At 54.3% G+C, this 20771-nt stretch carries 15 protein-coding genes, 2 tRNA genes and 1 pseudogene; 14 read left to right on the top strand and 4 right to left on the bottom strand.

Features of this window, described 5'->3' with window-relative positions; all coding sequences use genetic code 11:
- Nucleotides 1–4 precede the first annotated feature (4 nt).
- Nucleotides 5–952, top strand: coding sequence for an SPFH domain-containing protein (locus tag DFR77_RS02515; protein WP_003688626.1), 948 nt, complete (start codon nucleotides 5–7; stop codon nucleotides 950–952).
- A 106-nt stretch (nucleotides 953–1058) separates the two neighbouring features.
- On the opposite strand, the gene DFR77_RS02510 is transcribed toward DFR77_RS02515, so the two are convergent.
- Nucleotides 1059–2129 (bottom strand): AI-2E family transporter, encoded by a 1071-nt coding sequence (locus DFR77_RS02510; RefSeq protein ID WP_113852029.1) that lies wholly within the window; start codon nucleotides 2127–2129, stop codon nucleotides 1059–1061.
- A 184-nt stretch (nucleotides 2130–2313) separates the two neighbouring features.
- On the opposite strand from DFR77_RS02510, the gene DFR77_RS02505 reads away from it, so the two are divergent.
- From DFR77_RS02505 to guaB, 8 genes are all read left to right on the top strand, one after another.
- Nucleotides 2314–2589, top strand: coding sequence for an HP0495 family protein (locus tag DFR77_RS02505; protein WP_003691180.1), 276 nt, complete (start codon nucleotides 2314–2316; stop codon nucleotides 2587–2589).
- 1 nt (nucleotide 2590) lies between these two features.
- Nucleotides 2591–3214: a lipoyl(octanoyl) transferase LipB gene (gene lipB, locus DFR77_RS02500; protein WP_003688623.1), complete on the top strand. Its 624-nt coding sequence runs from the start codon at nucleotides 2591–2593 to the stop codon at nucleotides 3212–3214.
- A complete protein-coding gene (gene lipA / locus DFR77_RS02495; protein ID WP_003688622.1) occupies nucleotides 3207–4190 on the top strand; it encodes a lipoyl synthase in 984 nt (327 codons plus the stop codon). Before lipB ends, lipA begins: the two co-directional genes overlap by 8 nt.
- A 474-nt stretch (nucleotides 4191–4664) precedes the next feature.
- Nucleotides 4665–5129: a bacterioferritin gene (gene bfr, locus DFR77_RS02490; RefSeq protein WP_002217177.1), complete on the top strand. Its 465-nt coding sequence runs from the start codon at nucleotides 4665–4667 to the stop codon at nucleotides 5127–5129.
- A gap of 27 nt (nucleotides 5130–5156) precedes the next feature.
- On the top strand, nucleotides 5157–5630 hold the full coding sequence (bfr, locus tag DFR77_RS02485) for a bacterioferritin (protein WP_002213535.1): 474 nt from the start codon (nucleotides 5157–5159) through the stop codon (nucleotides 5628–5630).
- A 328-nt stretch (nucleotides 5631–5958) separates the two neighbouring features.
- Nucleotides 5959–6279 (top strand): helix-turn-helix domain-containing protein, encoded by a 321-nt coding sequence (locus tag DFR77_RS02475; RefSeq protein WP_003688619.1) that lies wholly within the window; start codon nucleotides 5959–5961, stop codon nucleotides 6277–6279.
- Nucleotides 6280–6327: 48 nt separating this feature from the next.
- Complete coding sequence (glnD, locus tag DFR77_RS02470; RefSeq protein ID WP_010951127.1) at nucleotides 6328–8886, top strand: [protein-PII] uridylyltransferase; 2559 nt, start codon at nucleotides 6328–6330, stop codon at nucleotides 8884–8886.
- Nucleotides 8887–9032: 146 nt separating this feature from the next.
- Nucleotides 9033–10496 carry an IMP dehydrogenase gene (gene guaB / locus DFR77_RS02465; RefSeq protein WP_003688615.1) on the top strand — a complete coding sequence of 488 codons (1464 nt, stop codon included), beginning with the start codon at nucleotides 9033–9035 and terminating at the stop codon, nucleotides 10494–10496.
- Between the two features lie 338 nt (nucleotides 10497–10834).
- Here guaB and rnr read toward each other — a convergent pair whose 3' ends face one another.
- Nucleotides 10835–13210, bottom strand: coding sequence for a ribonuclease R (rnr, locus tag DFR77_RS02455; RefSeq protein WP_113852034.1), 2376 nt, complete (start codon nucleotides 13208–13210; stop codon nucleotides 10835–10837).
- Between the two features lie 88 nt (nucleotides 13211–13298).
- Here rnr and DFR77_RS02450 point away from each other — a divergent pair.
- Together DFR77_RS02450 and DFR77_RS02445 are read left to right on the top strand one after the other, a co-directional pair.
- Nucleotides 13299–13385 (top strand) — tRNA-Leu (locus DFR77_RS02450).
- Nucleotides 13386–13423: 38 nt separating this feature from the next.
- A tRNA-Ser gene (locus DFR77_RS02445) sits at nucleotides 13424–13514 on the top strand.
- A gap of 401 nt (nucleotides 13515–13915) precedes the next feature.
- Here DFR77_RS02445 and typA read toward each other — a convergent pair.
- Both typA and DFR77_RS02430 read right to left on the bottom strand, forming a co-directional pair.
- Nucleotides 13916–15727, bottom strand: a complete 1812-nt coding sequence (typA, locus tag DFR77_RS02435) for a translational GTPase TypA (RefSeq protein WP_003688609.1) — start codon at nucleotides 15725–15727, stop codon at nucleotides 13916–13918.
- Nucleotides 15728–15843: 116 nt separating this feature from the next.
- Nucleotides 15844–16734 carry an NAD(P)H-hydrate dehydratase gene (locus DFR77_RS02430; protein ID WP_047949964.1) on the bottom strand — a complete coding sequence of 297 codons (891 nt, stop codon included), beginning with the start codon at nucleotides 16732–16734 and terminating at the stop codon, nucleotides 15844–15846.
- A gap of 64 nt (nucleotides 16735–16798) precedes the next feature.
- Here DFR77_RS02430 and DFR77_RS02425 point away from each other — a divergent pair, with 64 nt between their 5' ends.
- From DFR77_RS02425 to DFR77_RS13950, 3 genes and pseudogenes are all read left to right on the top strand, one after another.
- Nucleotides 16799–17455 (top strand): cytochrome b/b6 domain-containing protein, encoded by a 657-nt coding sequence (locus DFR77_RS02425; protein WP_003688607.1) that lies wholly within the window; start codon nucleotides 16799–16801, stop codon nucleotides 17453–17455.
- A 428-nt stretch (nucleotides 17456–17883) separates the two neighbouring features.
- Nucleotides 17884–18966 (top strand): elongation factor 1-alpha C-terminal domain-related protein, encoded by a 1083-nt coding sequence (locus DFR77_RS02415; RefSeq protein ID WP_017146821.1) that lies wholly within the window; start codon nucleotides 17884–17886, stop codon nucleotides 18964–18966.
- Nucleotides 18963–20756, top strand: a pseudogene (locus tag DFR77_RS13950) (assimilatory sulfite reductase (NADPH) flavoprotein subunit). The gene DFR77_RS02415 and the pseudogene DFR77_RS13950 overlap by 4 nt, the downstream one beginning before the upstream one ends.
- Nucleotides 20757–20771 lie beyond the last annotated feature (15 nt).

Genomic DNA, 20771 nt, shown 5'->3' with positions numbered 1-20771 from the left:
AATTATGGAATTTTTCATTATCTTGTTGGCAGCCGTCGCCGTTTTCGGCTTCAAATCCTTTGTCGTCATCCCCCAGCAGGAAGTCCACGTTGTCGAAAGGCTCGGGCGTTTCCATCGCGCCCTGACGGCCGGTTTGAATATTTTGATTCCCTTTATCGACCGCGTCGCCTACCGCCATTCGCTGAAAGAAATCCCTTTAGACGTACCCAGCCAGGTCTGCATCACGCGCGATAATACGCAATTGACTGTTGACGGCATCATCTATTTCCAAGTAACCGATCCCAAACTCGCCTCATACGGTTCGAGCAACTACATTATGGCAATTACCCAGCTTGCCCAAACGACGCTGCGTTCCGTTATCGGGCGTATGGAGTTGGACAAAACGTTTGAAGAACGCGACGAAATCAACAGTACCGTCGTCTCCGCCCTCGATGAAGCCGCCGGGGCTTGGGGTGTGAAAGTCCTCCGTTACGAAATCAAGGATTTGGTTCCGCCGCAAGAAATCCTTCGCGCAATGCAGGCACAAATTACCGCCGAACGCGAAAAACGCGCCCGTATTGCCGAATCCGAAGGCCGTAAAATCGAACAAATCAACCTTGCCAGTGGTCAGCGTGAAGCCGAAATCCAACAATCCGAAGGCGAGGCTCAGGCTGCGGTCAATGCGTCCAATGCCGAGAAAATCGCCCGCATCAACCGCGCCAAAGGCGAAGCGGAATCCCTGCGCCTTGTTGCCGAAGCCAATGCCGAAGCCATCCGTCAAATTGCCGCCGCCCTTCAAACCCAAGGCGGGGCGGATGCGGTCAATCTGAAGATTGCGGAACAATACGTAGCCGCGTTCAACAATCTTGCCAAAGAAAGCAATACGCTGATTATGCCCGCCAATGTTGCCGACATCGGCAGCCTGATTTCTGCCGGCATGAAAATTATCGACAGCAGCAAAACCGCCAAATAAGCCGTGATGAAAATACCGTCTGAAGCTCTGTTTTCGGGTTTCAGACGGTATTTTTATTTAAACCCGAACAGGGTTGTATTCCGCTTCAAATATGTTTCGGAACCGTCTACCTGCCCCGGTAAAAACTGCCGGCAAAATATTTCTGCGCGCCCTCGCGAAGCAAGACCAAGGTTACGGCGGCCAAAGGCAATCCGGCCAACATTCCGACAAAGCCCATCAGCTCTCCGAACGCCATCAGCGAAAAGATAACCCAAAACGGCGACAGGCCGATACGGTCTCCTACAATTTTCGGCGTAATGAAAAAACTTTCGAGAAACTGACCGACGGCAAAAACCGCCCAAACAGCCAAGATTCCGTTCCACGAACCGAACTGGAGCAAGGCTGCAACAGTGGCAAGCAGCAATCCCGTAAACGCACCCAAATAGGGGACAAACACCAAAATACCGGCAACCATACCGATGGCAAATCCCGAATCCAGTCCGACTAGCATCAATCCCAAACCGTAAACCAAGCCCATAATCAGCATCACCAGAAGCTGACCGCGCAAAAATTCGCCCAATACCTCGTTCAAATTACCCGTAATGCGCGTATAAGCACCGGCAAAACGCCTCGGAACCAGTTTGGCGATGCCGCACGACCACCGCTGCCAATCCAGCAGGAAATAGTAAAGCAGCAAGGGCGGCAGCAGCAGGTTGCCGATACTGCTGACAATATTGCCGCCCTGTTTCATCAAAACGGGAAACCACGCCTTAAGCGCGTTGCTCAACTCGCCCGTATGCGCCTGAAACCACGCAATAATAGATGCCTGATCGATTTCCACATATCCGCCGATTGTATTTTTCAACCACGGCAGCAGCGTGTTCTGCATAAAACCGATTAATTGGGGCAGGCGAGATGCCAAATTATTGAACTGCCCGACCAGCATAGGGACAATAATCAACAATAATGCCAACAACAAAATCAAGGAAAACACCATCACAGACATCGAAGCGGATGCACGGTTCAAACCCTTTTTCTGCAACCATTCGACCAAAGGGTCCAACACATACGCCAGCACCGCCGCAACCGCAAACGGAGTCAAAGTATCGCCGAGCGCGTAAACCAGCCAGACCAAGGCGGCAAACGCCGCGCCGGCAACCATCCACGGCTTGATGCCCCGTCCTTTTCTCCGATACATAAAATCCACCCTTCCGAAAATAATATTGCGCGCCAGTATAGCAGAACCGCCGCGCCGTCAAAAAAGCCTCCGCCTTCCCGATAGCCTGTTATCGTGGTTTAGGCTAAAATACTGCACATCCGATGCCCTCTGAAAGGCAAACCCGCCTTCAGACGGCATACCGTACACGATAAGGCAGCACATCATGACCGAACAAAAAAACAAAGCATCCCTCATCGAATTTCCCTGCGCCTTCCCATTGAAAGTGATGGGCGCGGTGCATCCCGAGTTCGAGCAGGCGGTATTGGACACCGTCCGCCTTCACGCCCCCGACACGCAGGCGCACCACATCACCACGCGTCCGAGCAGCAAAGGCAACTATACCGGTGCCACCGTTCAGGTAAAGGTTGAAAACCAAGAACAATTGGACAACATCTACCGCGCGCTGACTTCGCACGAACTGGTCAAAGTGGTACTTTGAGATGAAAATCATACACAAAGGTTTGGTCGAATATCTGCCGACTTTTGAAGCGATGAAAACCTTTAATGCCGGACGGAATGCAGACACCGAAGACGAATTGTGGGTCGTCGAACACCCGCCCGTCTTTACGCAAGGACTGGCGGGAAAACCCGAGCACCTGCTGATTAGGGACGACATCCCCGTCGTCCAAATCGACCGGGGCGGGCAGATTACCTATCACGGGCCCGGGCAATTGGTCGTTTATACGATGATTGATTTCAAACGGCGCAAAACCAGCGTCCGCAACATCGTTTCCGCGCTTGAAAACAGCATCATCGCCACATTGGCGGAATACGGCATCGAAGCGGCGGCAGATCCCAAACGCCCCGGCATTTACGTCGGCGAACGCAAAATCGCCTCACTGGGGCTGCGTATCAAAAACGGTTCCGTCTATCACGGACTCGCACTCAACGTCAATATGGATTTAAGCCCGTTTACCCAAATCAACCCCTGCGGCTACGCCGGTATGGAAATGACGCAAATCGCGGATTTTGTCCAACCCTGCCCCGCGCCGGACGAAGTCGCCTCCAAACTCACCGCACACCTTGAAACACAACTCACACCGAAAGCAGACAACAATGAGTGAAATCAAAACCGACGACCCCAAACGCGGCATCAAACTCAGAGGCGCGGACAAAACCGCCCGCATCCCCATCAAAGTCGTCCCCCTTCAGGAAAAACTGAAAAAGCCCGAATGGATACGCGCCAAACTCCCATCGCGCAAATTCTTTGAAATCAAAGACATTTTGCGCGAACAAAAGATGCACACCGTTTGCGAGGAAGCCTCCTGCCCCAACATCGGCGAATGCTTCAGCAAAGGCACGGCGACCTTCATGATTATGGGCGACATCTGCACCCGCCGCTGCCCGTTCTGCGACGTGGGACACGGCCGTCCGAATATGCTCGACCCCGACGAGCCGAAAAACCTCGCAGAATCCGTCAAAGCCATGAACCTGCGTTACGTCGTCATCACCTCGGTTGACCGCGACGACCTGCGCGACGGCGGCGCCCAACACTTCGCCGACTGCATCAAAGCCATCCGCGAAACCAGCCCGAACACCAAAATCGAAATCCTCGTCCCCGACTTCCGAGGCCGCTTGGACATCGCACTGAAAATCCTTGCCGAAACCCCGCCCGACGTGATGAACCACAACTTGGAAACCCATCCGAGCCTGTACAGAAAAGCCCGTCCCGGTGCCAATTATCAACATTCTTTAGACTTATTAAAACGTTATAAAGAAATGATGCCGCATATCCCGACCAAATCCGGCATTATGGTAGGCTTGGGCGAAACCGACGAAGACGTGCGTGAAATTATGCGCGATATGCGGGCGCACAATATCGAGATGATTACCATCGGACAGTACCTCCAGCCTTCAGACGGACACTTGCCTGTCTTGCGCTACGTTACACCCGAACAATTCAAAATATTTGAAAAAGAAGCATACGAACTGGGCTTTACCAATGCCGCCATCGGCGCGATGGTACGTTCAAGTTACCATGCCGACGAACAGGCGGCGGAAGCCTTACGCGAAAGCCACGGCGGTTGCGGGCATCATTAAACTCGGAACACCGTTCCGAAGTAAAAAATAATTTCCTACGCTGCTGTCTGCCGCCTTGTTTGATGTAAACAACATCAATTTGAATTGTGCATGCCGTCTGAAAGTCCTTCAGACGGCATAATTTATTCCCAAAATCCGATAATCTCAAAAGAATCTGTTGGTTAATGAGAAAGATTCATTATAAATTTTGATAAAAAACCGTGCTCTATTTGTTTTTTGCTATGGTTAACAAGTGTAAATGTTCTTTATTGATGAGATGGATTCTTAGTTTTAGCAGCAAAAAAAACCGATAAGAAACAGCATACTGATTTGGAAGGCATCGGGGAATACGCCCTATTTATTTTGATAATTGTTTGTATTTTAAATAGAAAATTTGTCATGCCGACAGCTTTTGCATACAATGCACGCATCCCGAACAGCGTTACAGAACGCCGTTTAACCGCACGAAACCCAAATTAAGAAAAGAGAGATATTATGCAAGGCAATCAAGCTGTTGTTGATTACATGAACGAATTGCTGTCCGGCGAGCTGGCGGCACGCGACCAATACTTCATCCACTCCCGCCTCTACTCCGAATGGGGCTACACCAAACTTTTTGAACGTCTCAATCACGAGATGGAAGAAGAAACCACACACGCCGAAGACTTCATCCGACGCATCCTGATGCTGGGCGGTACGCCGAAAATGGCACGCGCCGAACTGAATATCGGCACGGACGTGGTTTCCTGCCTCAAAGCCGACCTGCAAACCGAATACGAAGTGCGCGACGCTTTGAAAAAAGGCATCAAACTGTGCGAAGAGGCTCAAGACTATGTTACGCGCGACCTGATGGTTGCCCAACTGAAAGACACCGAAGAAGACCACGCACACTGGTTGGAACAGCAGCTGCGCCTGATCGAGCTGATTGGCGAAGGCAACTACTACCAAAGCCAACTGTAATCCGTATTAGGAATAAAAGGAGTCCGTATGAAAGGCGACCGTTTGGTTATCCGCGAGCTGAACAAAAACTTAGGCTTGCTGCTGGTAACCATTAACCAATATTTCCTTCACGCCCGTATTTTGAAAAACTGGGGCTTTGAAGAACTGGGCGAACATTTCTTCAAACAATCAATCGTAGAAATGAAAGCTGCCGACGATTTGATTGAACGCATCCTCTTCCTTGAGGGATTGCCCAATTTGCAAGAGCTGGGCAAGCTTCTGATCGGTGAATCTACCGAAGAAATCATCGCCTGCGATTTGACCAAAGAACAGGAAAAACACGAAGCCCTGCTTGCCGCCATCGCCACAGCAGAAGCGCAACAGGATTATGTCAGCCGTGATTTGTTGGAAAAACAAAAAGATACTAACGAAGAACACATCGACTGGCTCGAAACCCAGCAGGAACTGATCGGCAAAATCGGTTTGCCGAACTACCTGCAAACAGCGGCGCAAGAGGACTAAAACACAAACCACTGCCAAATACAGCAGTCCCCTGCATCATCAGACGGCATATCCGTATAAACGGGTATGCCGTTTTTCTTTGCCGGTTTACGAATAAAATCTAAATTGATTTGAATCAATACTCGATAACGGTTTTTGTTTGATAATACCGATATGAAATCTAGATTGTTTGTTTGCTGTTTCCCAATCCGTCTTGATTTTACCTCTTTCCTCTTGATGTGTGTGTGTGTTTGGGTGTGGCTGCCGCCACCCCTTTTTTTTTGGCTTTTATGTGAAGTAAAATCCGTAACAGCAAATACTTAACTTTTAACCATTTATCCGGAAACAAATGATGGGCAACAAATTGACTCTGCCTGCCGAATTGCCTGACGAACAGGATTTGCGGGCGGTATTGGCATACAATATGCGGCTTTTCCGCGTGAACAAGGGTTGGTCGCAAGAGGAATTGGCGCGGCAATGCGGTTTGGACAGGACTTATGTGTCGGCAGTCGAGCGCAAACGCTGGAACATTGCCCTGTCGAATATCGAAAAAATGGCGGCGGCTTTGGGCGTGGCGGCGTATCAGTTGCTGCTGCCGCCGCAGGAACGGTTGAACCTGATGACCAATTCCGCCGATACCCGACAAGTGCCGTCTGAAAGCGGTATTTGACCGCCGAACCATCCGCCTCCCTTTTTCCCGCCAATCGAAAGAATAAAAATGCCTGAAAACCTGTCTTCAGCACTGGAAACCTTCAAACAGCAGCGCAATGCCGCCGAAGCGCATTATTTGAAAGCCAACCGCGTGTCGGTATTTTTCAGAGAATACACGGCGGCAGTCGAAACCTTGCTGGCGGCATTGTGGGCAGAACATTTTCAAAACAGCGCGTTATGCCTGATGGCGGTAGGCGGCTTCGGGCGCGGCGAACCGTATCCCTGTTCGGATGTGGATTTGGCGGTTGTCTCCCCTGCCCCGCTTTCAGACGGCATTCAGGAACAGATTGCCCGATTTATCCAAACTCTGTGGGATTGCAAACTAATGCCGTCTGTAAAAAGCGGCAGCGTTGACGAACTGTGCGAAAGCGTGCGCGACGATATTACGGGGGACACAGCGTTTTTAGAGGCTAGGTTTTTGTTTGGCAACCGCCAAACAGCAGACGAATTGGCGGAAAAAATGAACGTGCAACGCAATGTAGCGGCATTTATCGAAGCAAAATTGGTGGAGATGGAACACCGCCACGCCAAATCGCAAGGTTCGGGGGCGGTGTTGGAGCCGAATATCAAAAGCTGTCCGGGCGGTCTGCGCGACATCCACACCCTGCTTTGGATAGCGAAGGCGCAAGGCTTGGCGGCCAACCTGCCCGACCTGCTCAAACAGCGGATTTTGACACGTGCCGAAGCCGGTATGCTTTCGCACGGCTACCGCCGCCTCGCCCACATCCGCATCCGGCTGCATTTAAACGCCAAGCGCGCCGAAGACCGCCTGCTTTTCGATTTGCAGCCGCAAGTTGCCGAAAGTATGGGTTATCAAGATGAAAACCGCCGCCGTCAAAGCGAAGAACTGATGCGCGTGTTTTACCGTGCGGTCAAAACCGTCAAACAACTGGGCGGCATCCTCACGCCCATGCTGCGAAGCCGCGTTTCCTCCACGCCGGTGCGCGTTACCCTGCGGATTGACGACGACTACATCCAAGTCAACAACCAAATCGCCGCGCGGCACACCGATATTTTTTTCAGACGGCCCGAACACATTTTCAAAATCGTCGAAATCATGCAGCAGCGCAACGACATTACTGCGCTCGAACCGCAAACCCTGCGCGCATGGTGGGGGGCGACGCGCAAAATCAACCGCAGCTTCTACCAAAATTCTGAAAACCGTCGCCGCTTCGCCGGTTTTTTCCGCAGCGGCAACGGACTGACCCAAACCCTGCGCTTTCTCAACCTCTACGGCGTGTTGGGCCGCTATCTGCCCGCGTGGGAAAAAATCGTCGGCCTGCTTCAACACGACTTGTTCCACATCTATCCCGTGGACGACCACATCCTTGCCGTCGTCCGCAACGTCCGCCGCCTTGCCCTAGATATGCACAGCCATGAGCTGCCCTACGCCTCCGCGCTGATGCAGTCCTTTGAAAAACAAGACATCCTCTACCTTGCCGCCTTCTTCCACGACATCGCCAAAGGACGCGGCGGCGACCATGCCGTACAAGGCATCGCAGACGCGCGCCAATTTGCCGCCGACCACTTCCTGACCGAAGAAGAAAGCGACCTGCTCGCCTGGCTGGTTGAAAACCACCTCCTTATGTCTGCCGTCGCCCAAAAAGAAGACATCCAAGACCCCGGCGTACTCGATGCCTTCTGCAAACGCGTCCAAACCCACGAACGCCTCAGCGCGCTCTACCTCCTGACCATTTCCGACATACGCGGCACCAATCCCAAGCTGTGGAACGCCTGGCGCGCCAGCCTGCTGGAAAGCCTGTTCCACGCCGCCGGACGCTGCCTCGCAGGCAACGACGGCAACCCGCACGCCCTCTTCGGCCGCCGCCGGCAGGAAGCCGCCGACTTACTTACCCGCGCCGCCGTCCCCGAAAAACAGCAGAAAAAACTATGGAACGCGCTCGGTTCCGCCTATTTCGCCCGCCATCAGTCCCGCGAAATCCTGTGGCACGCCGCCAACCTCGTACACGACTTTGAACCCCCCATCGTCCGCAGCCGCATCCTACCCCAAAGCGACAGCTTTCAAGTGATGGTCTTTATGCCCAACGGCCCGCGCCTGTTCGCCCGCCTCTGCCGCATCTTCAGCCGCCACGGCTTCGATATCCTCGCCGCCCGCGCCTTTATCACCGAACACGACTACATCCTCGACACCTTCATCGTGCAAATCCCCTCGCAGCACGCCCCCGAAGACTACCCCGACATCCAAAGCGCGCTCGAAGCCGAACTCAACAGCTTTATCCACGGACACACCGTTGCCGAAACCCAAAGCTGCAACCGCCGCATCAGCCGCCGCAGCCGCTATATGCCTATTGCGCCAAGCATCACCATCACCCCCGAAGAAGACTATCCGGACCGGTATTCCGTCGAAATCACCGCCGTCAACCGCCCCTTCCTGCTCGCCGACATGGCGGAAGTCTTCTTCGCCCACAACGTCAGCCTGCGCTACGCCAAAATCTCCACGTTGGACGAACGCGTCGAAGACAGCTTTACCGTCTTCAGCCCCGACTTGAAAAACCCAAAAATCCAGTCCTCATTGAAACAGGCTTTGCTGGAACAGTTGGCATAAGCACCCTGCCGGTTTTCAGACGGCATCCCGCCGCCACGCCGTATGCCGTCTGAAGGCGGGGGATATTGCAAACAATATAAACTGTCAAGCCGCCGGCAACGTGCTATAATGCCGTGCATCTTGCACAAACCGAAAGACCGAGCATTATGCGTATCGTAGAAAAAGCCTATACTTTCGACGATGTTTTGTTGGTTCCCGCACATTCGACCGTGCTGCCGCGAGACGTTAAACTTCAAACCAAGCTTACCCGCGAAATCACACTCAACCTCCCCCTGCTTTCCGCCGCGATGGATACCGTTACCGAGGCGCGCCTCGCCATTTCGATGGCACAGGAAGGCGGCATCGGCATCATCCATAAAAACATGCCGCCCGAAATGCAGGCGCGCGCCGTTTCCAAAGTAAAACGCCACGAAAGCGGCGTGGTCAAAGACCCCGTAACCGTTGCGCCGACAACGCTCATCCGCGAAGTCTTGGAAATGCGCGCGCAGCGCAAACGCAAAATGTCCGGCCTGCCCGTCGTTGAAAACGGCAAAGTCGTCGGCATCGTAACCAACCGCGACCTGCGTTTTGAAAACCGCGTCGATTTGCCCGTTTCCGCCATTATGACCCCGCGCGAACGTCTGGTTACCGTCCCCGAAGGCACAAGCATAGACGAAGCGCGCGAACTGATGCACACGCACAAAGTCGAACGCGTTTTGGTTCTGAACGAAAAAGACGAACTCAAAGGTCTGATTACCGTTAAAGATATTTTAAAAACCACCGAGTTTCCCAATGCCAACAAAGACTCCGAAGGCCGTCTGCGCGTCGGTGCGGCAGTCGGCACCGGCGGCGACACCGACGAGCGCGTCAAAGCCTTGGTCGAAGCCGGCGCGGACGTGATTGTCGTCGATACTGCCCACGGTCATAGCCAAGGCGTGATCGACCGCGTGCGTTGGGTCAAAGAAACCTATCCGCACATCCAAGTCATCGGCGGCAACATCGCCACTGCCAAAGCCGCATTGGATTTGGTCACCGTCGGCGCGGATGCCGTCAAAGTCGGTATCGGTCCGGGATCGATTTGCACCACCCGTATCGTGGCAGGCGTGGGCGTGCCGCAACTGACCGCCATTCACAACGTTGCCGAAGCCCTCAAAGGCACGGGCGTTCCGCTGATTGCCGACGGCGGCATCCGCTTCTCCGGCGACATCGCCAAAGCCCTCGCCGCAGGCGCGTACAGCGTCATGCTCGGCGGTATGTTTGCCGGCACGGAAGAAGCCCCGGGCGAAATCGAACTCTACCAAGGCCGCTCGTACAAATCCTATCGCGGTATGGGTTCCTTGGGCGCGATGAGCCAAGGTTCTGCCGACCGCTACTTCCAAGACAAAACCGACAGCACCGACAAATACGTCCCCGAAGGCATCGAAGGCCGCGTTCCCTACAAAGGCCCGATTGTGAACATCATCCACCAACTGACCGGCGGTTTGCGTTCCAGTATGGGTTATTTGGGTTGCGCCAATATTGCCGAAATGCACGAAAAAGCCGAATTTGTGGAAATCACTTCCGCAGGTATGAGCGAATCGCACGTTCACGACGTTCAAATTACCAAAGAAGCGCCGAATTACCACCGCTGATTTGAACAGCCTTTTCAAGGCAAAATGCCGTCTGAAACCTAATTTCCGTGTTTCAGACGGCATTTTTTGTCCGTTCAAGGCAAGCCGCACGGGCTGATTGCGCGGACGGGCAAAGCCATTCTGACGGACACGCCGAAAGAATGAAAATGCCGTCTGAACGCCGTTTGCACCCCGTCTGCCGAATACCGTCGGCCTTTAAAACGGCGGTGGAAATAAACGCAATCTTTCAATACGGGCGTTTCGATTGGTCGGAAATGATGCGCCGGCCGCCATATCAAAAAATCGGGCGGCGGCTTCGGGAAAGTATGCCCCGCCCTCCCCAAGCCGCCCCGTCAGCATTATGATTTGCCTTTCCGTTTTTTGACCTTAATCGGAACCGGTTTCTTTGCCTTTTTCCCCGATTCGGCAACGGCAGGCACGCCCCTTCCCCTTACTTTGCCGCATCGGGCTGTTTTTTTCTCGGCGGTGGTTTTCGATTTCCCTTTCCCCGCCGCCCCTGCCGGTTTGGCAGATGCGGATAATTTGACCTTCCGCCGCCTGCCGCTTTCTCCGGCAATTAGGACAAAGTCGATTTTTCCATCATCCAAATCGGCACGCGCGACCCGGACGGCAACCCTGTCCCCCATATTGAAACGGATGCCGCTGCGTTCGCCTTCGATTGCCATGATTTCGGGGCGGAAGTTGAAATAATCTTCGCCCAAATCGCTGATATGTACCAGACCGTCGATATGGATATCGTCCAAAGTGACAAATATTCCAAAATTTGCCACCCCGGAGATTTTGCCTTCAAATATTTCACCGACCTTATCGCGCATATAATAAGTTTTCAGCCAGTTTTCCACATCGCGGCCAGCATCGTCGGCACGGCGTTCGCAAAACAAAGTATGCACGCCCAAAGCCTGCCAGCTTTTGTTTGGCGTGTAGGTTTTCCGGTTCAATACGGCTTTGATGGCACGGTGGACGGTCAGGTCGGGATAGCGGCGGATGGGCGAGGTAAAGTGGGCGTATGCTTCATAAGCCAAACCGAAATGCCCTTCGCAATGCGGTTCGTAAACCGCCTGCTGCATGGAGCGCAACATCATGACTTGCAGCAATTCGGCATCCGGCCTGCCTTTGAATTGTTCGGCAAGCGCGGCATAGTCTTTCGGCGACGGGTTGTCGCCGCCGCCAAGTTGAAGCCCCAACAGACCGAGCTGCTCGCGCAGGGTGGCGAGTTTTTCGGGCGTGGGGCCCAAATGGTTGCGGAACAAAGCCGTATGTTTGTTTTTCAACAGAAAATCCGCCGCGCAAACATTCGCCGCCAGCATACATTCTTCAATCAGCTTGTGGGCATCGTTGCGGACGACGGGGACAATTTTTTCGATTTTGCCGTTGTCGTCGAAAATCATCTGGGTTTCGACGCTTTCAAACTCCACCGCCCCGCGCGCCAGACGTTTTTTCTGCAAAATTTTAAACAGCTTGTAAAGCGTGTCGATTTGGGCTTTGTGCGGATTCCCGATGCCGTCTGAAAGCCATTTCCAAACTTGGTTGTAGGTCAGGCGGGCATGAGAGCGCATCACGGCGGGATAGAAGCGGTATTCTTTGATATTGCCCGCATAGGTAACGACCATATCGCACACCATACACAAACGCTCGACATCGGGATTGAGCGAGCAGATGCCGTTGGACAGGTTTTCCGGCAGCATCGGAATCATACGGCGCGGGAAATACACGCTGGTACTGCGTTCTTGAGCATCTGCATCAATCGCATCGTCAGGGCGGACATAATGGCTGACATCCGCAATCGCCACGACCAGACGGTAATTGCGTCCGACTTTTTCGGCAAACACCGCGTCGTCGAAATCGCGCGCCGTTTCGCCGTCTATCGTTACCAAAGGAAGGTCGCACAAATCGACGCGGCCTTTCAAATCGCTTTTGCGTACATGGTCGGGAATTTTTTTCGCGGATTTGGCACACGCTTCACTGAATCGGTGCGGCAAATGATGCTTGCGCACGGCAATTTCGATTTCCATCCCGCTGTCGGCATAATCACCCAAAACTTCAATGATTTTTGCCACTGCAGGCCGGTTTTGCTCGGGATAAACCTCAATTTTACCGACGATAACCTGACCGGATTCGGGTTTGAAACGCGCCACGCCGTCCGGTTCCAACACGATGCTTTGGTTCAGACGCTTGTCTTCCGGCTCCAAAATCGCCACGCCCCTATCCATATAGAAACGGCCGACAACTTTGCTTTGCGCGCGTTCGACAATATCCAGAACCGTCCCTTCGCGGCGGCCCCTGCGGTCGATACCCGCAGGACGGACGGTAACGGTGTCGCCGTGCATGACACCACGCATCTGGCGTTCGTATAAAACGAAATCCCCTTCGTCCATCGGCATGAGCGGCACGGCGAAGCCGAAACCGTCCTTATGCGCCTCGACGCGGCATTTGACCAAATCCAGCTTGTCCGCCGCGCAAACTGCGCCTCGGCGGTTGATTAAAACCTGACCGTCCCGCGCCATCGCCTTCAGACGGCGTTCAAAAAAGACATACTCGTCTTCCGTAATCGACAGCTCGCGTGCAAGCGATTCGATTTTTGAAGGCACACCTTTGCGCTCCAACAATTCGATTATCCATTCCCGACTGGGCAAAGGATGTTCATAACGCTGTTTTTCACGACTTAAAAACGGGTCTTTTTCCCGTAAATTTAAAGATTTAATATTTTTATTCATTTTGACTGTTGACATTCTCTTTATGAACTATATAATAGCAACTTCTTTGTGGCAGGACACTGTACCGCAAAACAGCAAATAAAGCAAAGCCCGGGTGGCGGAATTGGTAGACGCGCCAGCTTCAGGTGCTGGTATCCTCACGGGTGTGGAAGTTCGAGTCTTCTCCCGGGCACCAAATAACAAATTATCCCGATTAGGATAATTTCCGCCATTAGAGAGGTGGATGAGTGGTTTAAGTCGCACGCCTGGAAAGCGTGTATACGTGAATAGCGTATCGAGGGTTCGAATCCCTTCCTCTCTGCCAAATACAAATCCCAAACTTTTACAGTTTGGGATTTTTTGTTACTTACGTATTGATTTTATTTTATTGCGTAAAATCAGCCACAACCTATTACCCTACGTTACCATTGATTACTATCCGTTACCGTTTTTTTATGGTATGTTTTGCGGTATGTTTTATCCTCTTCCTAAGCCTGTAAGGACTCAAAAGGCGTATCCCTTCAAACGATATTGTTCGACATGCTGCCGGGAAACCGAACCCGATACCGAAACGCGACGGGGCGATATGCCGCTGGAAAAATGGCGGCAGTTTCTTGATTGGATAGGAAAAACTCCGTCTGAAACAGCTTCAAGAAGCCGCAAAGCCCGTCCGAATAAAAAATACCGTCTGAAATTTTTCAGACGGCATCGCGTATCATTTAAACATTAATCCAGCTTTTTAAAATGACGGCGGCGTTCCAATTCGCTCAGGTAACGCTTGCGCAGGCGGATGGATTGCGGCGTGATTTCCACCAGCTCGTCATCGTCGATAAACTCGACCGCGCCTTCCAGCGTCAGTTTGATCGGCGTGGTCAGGCGCACCGCTTCGTCGGTACCGCTGGCACGGATATTGGTGAGTTTTTTGCCTTTGAGCGGGTTGACCACCAAATCGTTGTCGCGGCTGTGGATGCCGATAATCATACCTTCGTAGATTTTGTCGTTGGGCGATACGAACATACGGCCGCGGTCTTCAAGATTCCACAAGGCGTAAGCAACCGCCTCGCCCTGCTCTTGGGACACCAGTACGCCGTTGTGGCGGCCGGGCATATCGGGTTTGACGGGCGCGTAGTCGTCGAACACGTGGCTCATCAGCCCGACGCCGCGCGTCAGGGTCATGAATTCGCCTTGGAAACCGATCAAGCCGCGCGCTGGAATATGGTATTCGAGGCGGGTGCGTCCGTTGCCGTCGCTTTCCATATTGGTCAGTTCGCCACGGCGGCGGCCGAGTTCTTCCATTACCGCGCCTTGGTTGTCGTCGGGTACGTCCACAGTCAGGTTTTCATAAGGTTCGCATTTTTGACCGTCGATGTCTCGGTACACGACGCGCGGCTTGCCGACGGCGAGTTCGTAGCCTTCGCGGCGCATATTTTCCAGCAAAATCGTCAGGTGCAGTTCGCCGCGCCCGGATACGCGGAACACGTCGGCATCGGCGGTGTCTTCCACGCGCAGGGCAACGTTGGTCAGCAATTCTTTTTGCAGGCGGTCGCGGATTTGGCGGCTGGTCACGAATTTGCCTTCTGTACCTGCGAGCGGGCTGGTGTTTACCATAAAGTCCATCGTCAGCGTCGGTTCGTCCACGCTCAACATCGGCAGGCCTTTGGGGTTGTCTTTATCGGTGATGGTTACGCCGATGCCGATGTCTTCGATACCGGAAATAATCACGATGTCGCCGGCTTCGGCTTCTTCAAGCGGCACGCGTTCCAAGCCTTTGAAACCCAAAAGCTGGTTGATGCGGCCTTGGGCGATTTGCTGCTCGTGGTTCATCACGGCAACGGTTTGACCGGGTTTGATGCGTCCGTTCAAGATACGACCGATACCGAGGCGGCCGGTGTAGTTGTCGTAGTCGAGTTGGGAAATTTGCAGTTGCAGCGGCTCGTCCGCGCTGCCGCTCGGTGCAGGCGTGTATTTTAGGATGGTGTCGAACAGCGGGCGCATATCGCTGCTCTCGTCGGTTTCTTCCAGCTTGGCAAAGCCGCTCAAACCTGAAGCGTAAACAATCGGGAAATCCAACTGCTCGTCGGTCGCACCCAAGTTGTCGAACAACTCGAAAGTCTGGTCGATAACCCAGCTCGGACGGGCGGACGGTTTGTCGATTTTGTTGATGACGACAATCGGTTTCAGCCCCAAAGCCAAGGCTTTTTTGGTCACGAAACGGGTTTGCGGCATCGGACCTTCCTGTGCGTCCACCAACAAGACGACGCAATCCACCATCCCCAAAACGCGCTCCACTTCGCCGCCGAAGTCGGCGTGTCCCGGCGTGTCGACGATATTGATGTGGCAGCCTTCGTAATCGATGGCGGTGTTTTTGGCGAGGATGGTGATGCCGCGTTCTTTTTCAAGGTCGTTGCTGTCCATCACGCGCTCGTCAACCTGCTGGTTGGCGCGGAATGTGCCGGATTGGCGCAGCAGTTGGTCGACCAATGTGGTTTTGCCGTGGTCGACGTGTGCGATGATGGCGATGTTGCGGATTTGTTTCATAATTAATGTTTTTCAAAAACTGTAAGAGATAACTGCGTATTATACCACGATTTACCGGACAGTATTTGGAAAATGAAGATGCCGTCTGAAGCCCTTGCCTTTCAGACGGCATCTTCTTACATACTTTCAGTTATCCAGTTGCGCAGCCACCTTGCCGCCGGGGCGATTTCCCCTGCCGACAGCCCAGCCGCAATGCCTGCCGATTCCTTTATAACATCCGCCGCCGCGCCGTGCAGCCACGCGCCCGCGCAGGCGGCTTCAAAAACCGGCACGCCCTGTGCGAGCAGACTGCCGATGATGCCGCCCAATACGTCGCCACTGCCCGCCGTTGCCAATCCCGCATTGCCGCTTTCGTTGACATAGATTTCCGTATCGGACGCGGCAACCAATGTTTTGTGCCCCTTTAAAACCACGGTTGCACCGAGAATTGCCCCTATCTTCCTTACTGCCGCCGTCCGATCCGCCTGAACCTGTGCAACTGTCGTTCCAAGCAGGCGCGCGGCTTCGGCGGGGTGCGGCGTTAAAATCAGGTTTTTACACCCGCGCGCCAGATTTCGGGTTTCGGCATCGGTTGATAATATGTTCAGCGCGTCCGCATCCAAAACGACGGCTTCGTCTCGATTCCGCGCCAGCACTGCCGCCACCGTTTCCACTGCCGCCGCATCTGTACCCAATCCGCAACCCGCCGTCCAAGCGTTTATGCCTTGACGCTTGGTCAAACTGTCTGCCGTGTCCAACATAATCTCGGGAAAACCGGCAATGACGGCAAAAGGCAGCGTATCCTGATTGAAACCTGCCCGCACCTTACCGCAGCCGAGATACATTGCCGCCGATGCCGCCAATACGGGCGCGCCGCTCATCCCTGCCGATCCGCCGACTACGGCGAGCGTGCCGAAAGTCCCTTTGTGCGAATCTTCCGCACGGGCTTTGAAAACATGGGGAAAACGCAATGCCGTCTGAAGCATCCGGCGGCGGCTTTCGCCTGAAAGATCGAAAACGGGAAACATTTCCCCTCCAATCGGTTAAAATTAAGGCTCGAAAACAAACCGATTCTACCGCCGGAAACCGATTATGAAAAACAAAACCAAAGTCTGGGACTTCCCCACCCGCCTTTTCCACTGGCTGCTTGCCGCATCCCTGCCCTTTATGTGGTATAGCGCAAAAGCCGGCGGCGATATGCTGCAATGGCACACGCGCGTCGGGCTGCTCGTCCTTTTCCTGCTCGTATTCCGCCTCTGCTGGGGCATTTGGGGCAGCGATACCGCCCGTTTCTCCCGTTTCGTCCGAGGTTGGGCAGGTATACGCGGCTATCTGAAAAACGGCATTCCCGAACATATCCAGCCCGGACACAACCCCTTGGGCGCACTGATGGTCGTTGCGCTTTTGGCCGCCGTCTCATTTCAAGTCGGCACGGGGCTTTTTGCCGCCGATGAAAACACCTTCAGCACCAACGGCTACCTCAACCATTTGGTTTCCGAACATACGGGCAGCCTTATACGGAAAATCCACCTCAACTTTTTCAAGCTGCTCGCCGTTTTTTCCGCAGTCCACATCGCCGCCGTCGCCGCATACCGCATATTCAAAAAGAAAAACCTCGTCCGCCCGATGATAACCGGCTTCAAATACATCGAAGGCAAAACCTCAATCCGCTTTGCCGGCAAAGCCGCGCTTGCCGCCGCATTATCGGTTGCCGCGCTTGCCGCAGCCGCCATCCTGCTCCTGTCCTGAAACCCGACATCATGCCGTCTGAAGCCCTTTTCTGCCTTTCTGACGGCATTTTCCCCACCGCACAAACGGTCTGAATGCCCGAAACGGCTTCAGGCCGTTTTTCCGTCCAAAACCGTTATATAGCGGATTAACAAAAATCAGGACAAGGCGGCGGGCCGCAGGCAGTACAAATGGTACGGAACCGATCCGCCCGGTGCTTGGGCGCCTTAGGGAACCGTTCCCTTTGAACCGGGGCGGGACAATGCCGTACCGGTTTTTGTTCATCCGCTATAAAACGGAAAACCGCCGCATCCGCAGCCGCCCCCCATATAGCTTTCAGCTTCTAACAAATGCCTTTTTATTATTTAAAATGACCCGCATTCCGACAAAAATGCCGCGACGCACCGTATCGGAAACAAGGTGCGGGCAAACAGCAAAGGAGTCAGCCAGTGAATTATTTTCCCATTTTCGCCAACCTCTCCGGCCGCCCCGTATTGGTCGTAGGCGGCGGCGCGGTCGCCGCACGCAAAATCAGCCTGCTGCTGAAGGCGGGCGCAGAGGTCGGGGTTGCCGCAAAACACCTGAATGCCGAACTCTCCGCGTTGGCGGCGGAAAACAAAATCCTGTGGCTTGCCAAAGAATTTCGTGCCGAACACATCCGCACGGTTTTCCTCATCATTGCGGCAAGCAGCGACCAAGCCCTCAACCGGCGCGTTTTCCATCTTGCCGAAAGCTGCCAAAAGCCGGTCAACGTGGTGGGCGACCGTGACCATTGCAGCTTCATCTTCCCGTCGGTTATCGACCGCGACCCTGTTCAGATTGCCGTTTCCAGCTCCGGCAGCGCGCCCGTCCTCGCCCGCCTGCTGCGTGAAAGGCTGGAAGCCTTGCTGCCGCCGTCTTTGGGCGATATGGCGGAAATTTCAGGAAGGTGGCGCGATGCCGGTTTTTATTTCCCCGTCCAACTGGTCGTCCGCCAAGATGCCGACAAGGCCGACGGTTTCCGAGGCTATCAGGGGCGCATCGAACGCGGTTCGGTCACCGTCGGGCAAACCGTCCGCATCGAACCGAACGGGCTGACCGCCGAAGTGTCCGAAATCATCGCGCCGAAAGGGGAAGTGGCGCAGGCTTTTGCCGGCGAGGCGGCAACCATCCGGCTGGACCGCGACATCGATGTTTCGCGCGGCGATCTTTTTGTCGATAAAAATTTCCCGCTCGCCCCGCAAAAACATCCGGAAGCCACGCTTTGCTGGTTTGACGAACGCCCGCTCAACACCGCGCGCAAATACCTGCTCAAGCACGGCACGCAAACCGTGCCGGCAAAAGTCGGGGAAATTGAAAGCGTTTTGGATGTCCGCACGCTGGAACAAGAGGCCGGCGCGGAATCCTTAAAGATGAACGACATCGCCAAAGTCCGCATCAACCTTCAAAAACCCGTTACGGCAACGCCTTATGCGGAAAACACCGCCGCCGGTTCGTTTATCCTGATAGACGAAGCGACATACGGTACTGTTGCGGCAGGTATGATTTTATGAGTGAACACGATATGCAGAACACAAATCCGCCATTACCGCCTATGCCGCCCGAAATCACGCAGCTCCTGTGTCGGGGCTGTCCGGCTACGCTTGGGCAAAAGCAGGAAACGGGGCATCCGCAGGGCTGCCCGCGCTTCAGACGGCATTGCCGGCGGCAGAACCTTTTTCCGTAACCGTCCTTTCCGCCTCGCAAACCGGCAATGCGAAATCCGTTGCCGACAAAGCGGCGGACAGCCTGAAAGCCGCCGGCATCCAAGTCAGGCGCGCCGAACTGAAAGGCTACAAGGCGAAAAACATCGCCGGCGAACGCCGCCTGCTGCTGGTTACGTCCACCCAGGGCGAAGGCGAACCGCCGGAAGAAGCCGTCGTGCTGCACAAACTGCTGAACTGCAAAAAAGCCCCGAAATTGGACAAACTCCAATTTGCCGTACTGGGTTTGGGCGACAGCTCCTATCCGAATTTCTGCCGGGCGGGCAAAGATTTCGACAAACGTTTTGAAGAATTGGGCGCAAAACGCCTGCTCGAACGCGTTGATGCGGATTTGGACTTTGCCGCCGCCGCAGACGGATGGACAGGCCGCATTGTCGCGCGCTTAAAAGAAGAAGCCGCAAAAAACCGGGCAACGCCCGCGCCGCAGGCAACGTCCCCCCGCCGGCCTTCAGACGGCATCGGAGGGCAGGTACTGCAAGGCAGACCCCTTTCCCGCCGCCCTGCTGGCCAATCAGAAAATCACCGCCCGCCAATCCGATAAAGACGTGCGCCACATCGAAATCGATTTGAGCGGTTCGGATTTGCACTACCTCCCGGGCGACGCGCTCGGCGTTTGGTTTGACAACGATCCGGCACTGGTCGGGGAAATCCTAGACCTGCTCGGCATCAATCCGGCAACGGAAATACAGGCGGGCGGAAAAACCCTGCCGGTTGCCTCCGCACTGTTATCCCATTTCGAACTCACGCAAAACACCCCCGCCTTTGTCAAAGGCTATGCCACGTTCGCCGATGATGACGAACTCGACCGTATTGCTGCCGACAACGCCGTTTTGCAAGGCTTTGTGCAAAGCACGCCGATTGCCGGTGTGCTGCACCGCTTCCCGGCAAAACTGACGGCGGAACAATTCGCCGGCCTGCTGCGCCCGCTTGCGCCGCGCCTGTATTCGATTTCCTCGTCGCAGGCGGAAGCGGGGGACGAAGTGCACCTGACCGTCGGCGCAGTGCGTTTCGAACACGAAAGGCGCGCCAGGTCGGGCGGCGCATCGGGTTTCTTTGCCGACCGGCTGGAAGAGGACGGCACGGTGCGCGTGTTTGTGGAACGCAACGACGGCTTCAGGCTGCCCGAAGACAGCCGCAAGCCGATTGTGATGATCGGCTCCGGTACCGGCGTCGCACCGTTCCGCGCCTTCGTCCAACAACGTGCCGCAGAAAATGCGGAAGGCAGAAACTGGCTGATTTTCGGCAATCCGCATTTTGCCGCCGACTTCCTCTATCAGACCGAATGGCAGCAGTTTGCCAAAGACGGCTTCCTGCACAGATATGACTTCGCCTGGTCGCGCGATCAGGAAGAAAAAATCTATGTGCAGGACAAAATCCGCGAACAGGCGGAAGGACTTTGGCAATGGCTGCAGGAAGGCGCGCATATCTATGTGTGCGGCGATGCGGCAAAAATGGCAAAAGAAGTGGAAGCCGCCTTGCTGGATGTGATTATCGGGGCAGGGCATTCGGACGAAGACGGCGCAGAAGGATATTTGGATATGCTGCGCGAAGAAAAACGCTATCAGCGTGATGTTTATTGATTAAATATAATCGGG

Source organism: Neisseria gonorrhoeae (assembly GCF_003315235.1).
GTDB lineage: Bacteria > Pseudomonadota > Gammaproteobacteria > Burkholderiales > Neisseriaceae > Neisseria > Neisseria gonorrhoeae.
Note: the sequence above shows the minus strand (reverse complement) of the source record. Positions and strands in the feature narration are given on the sequence as shown.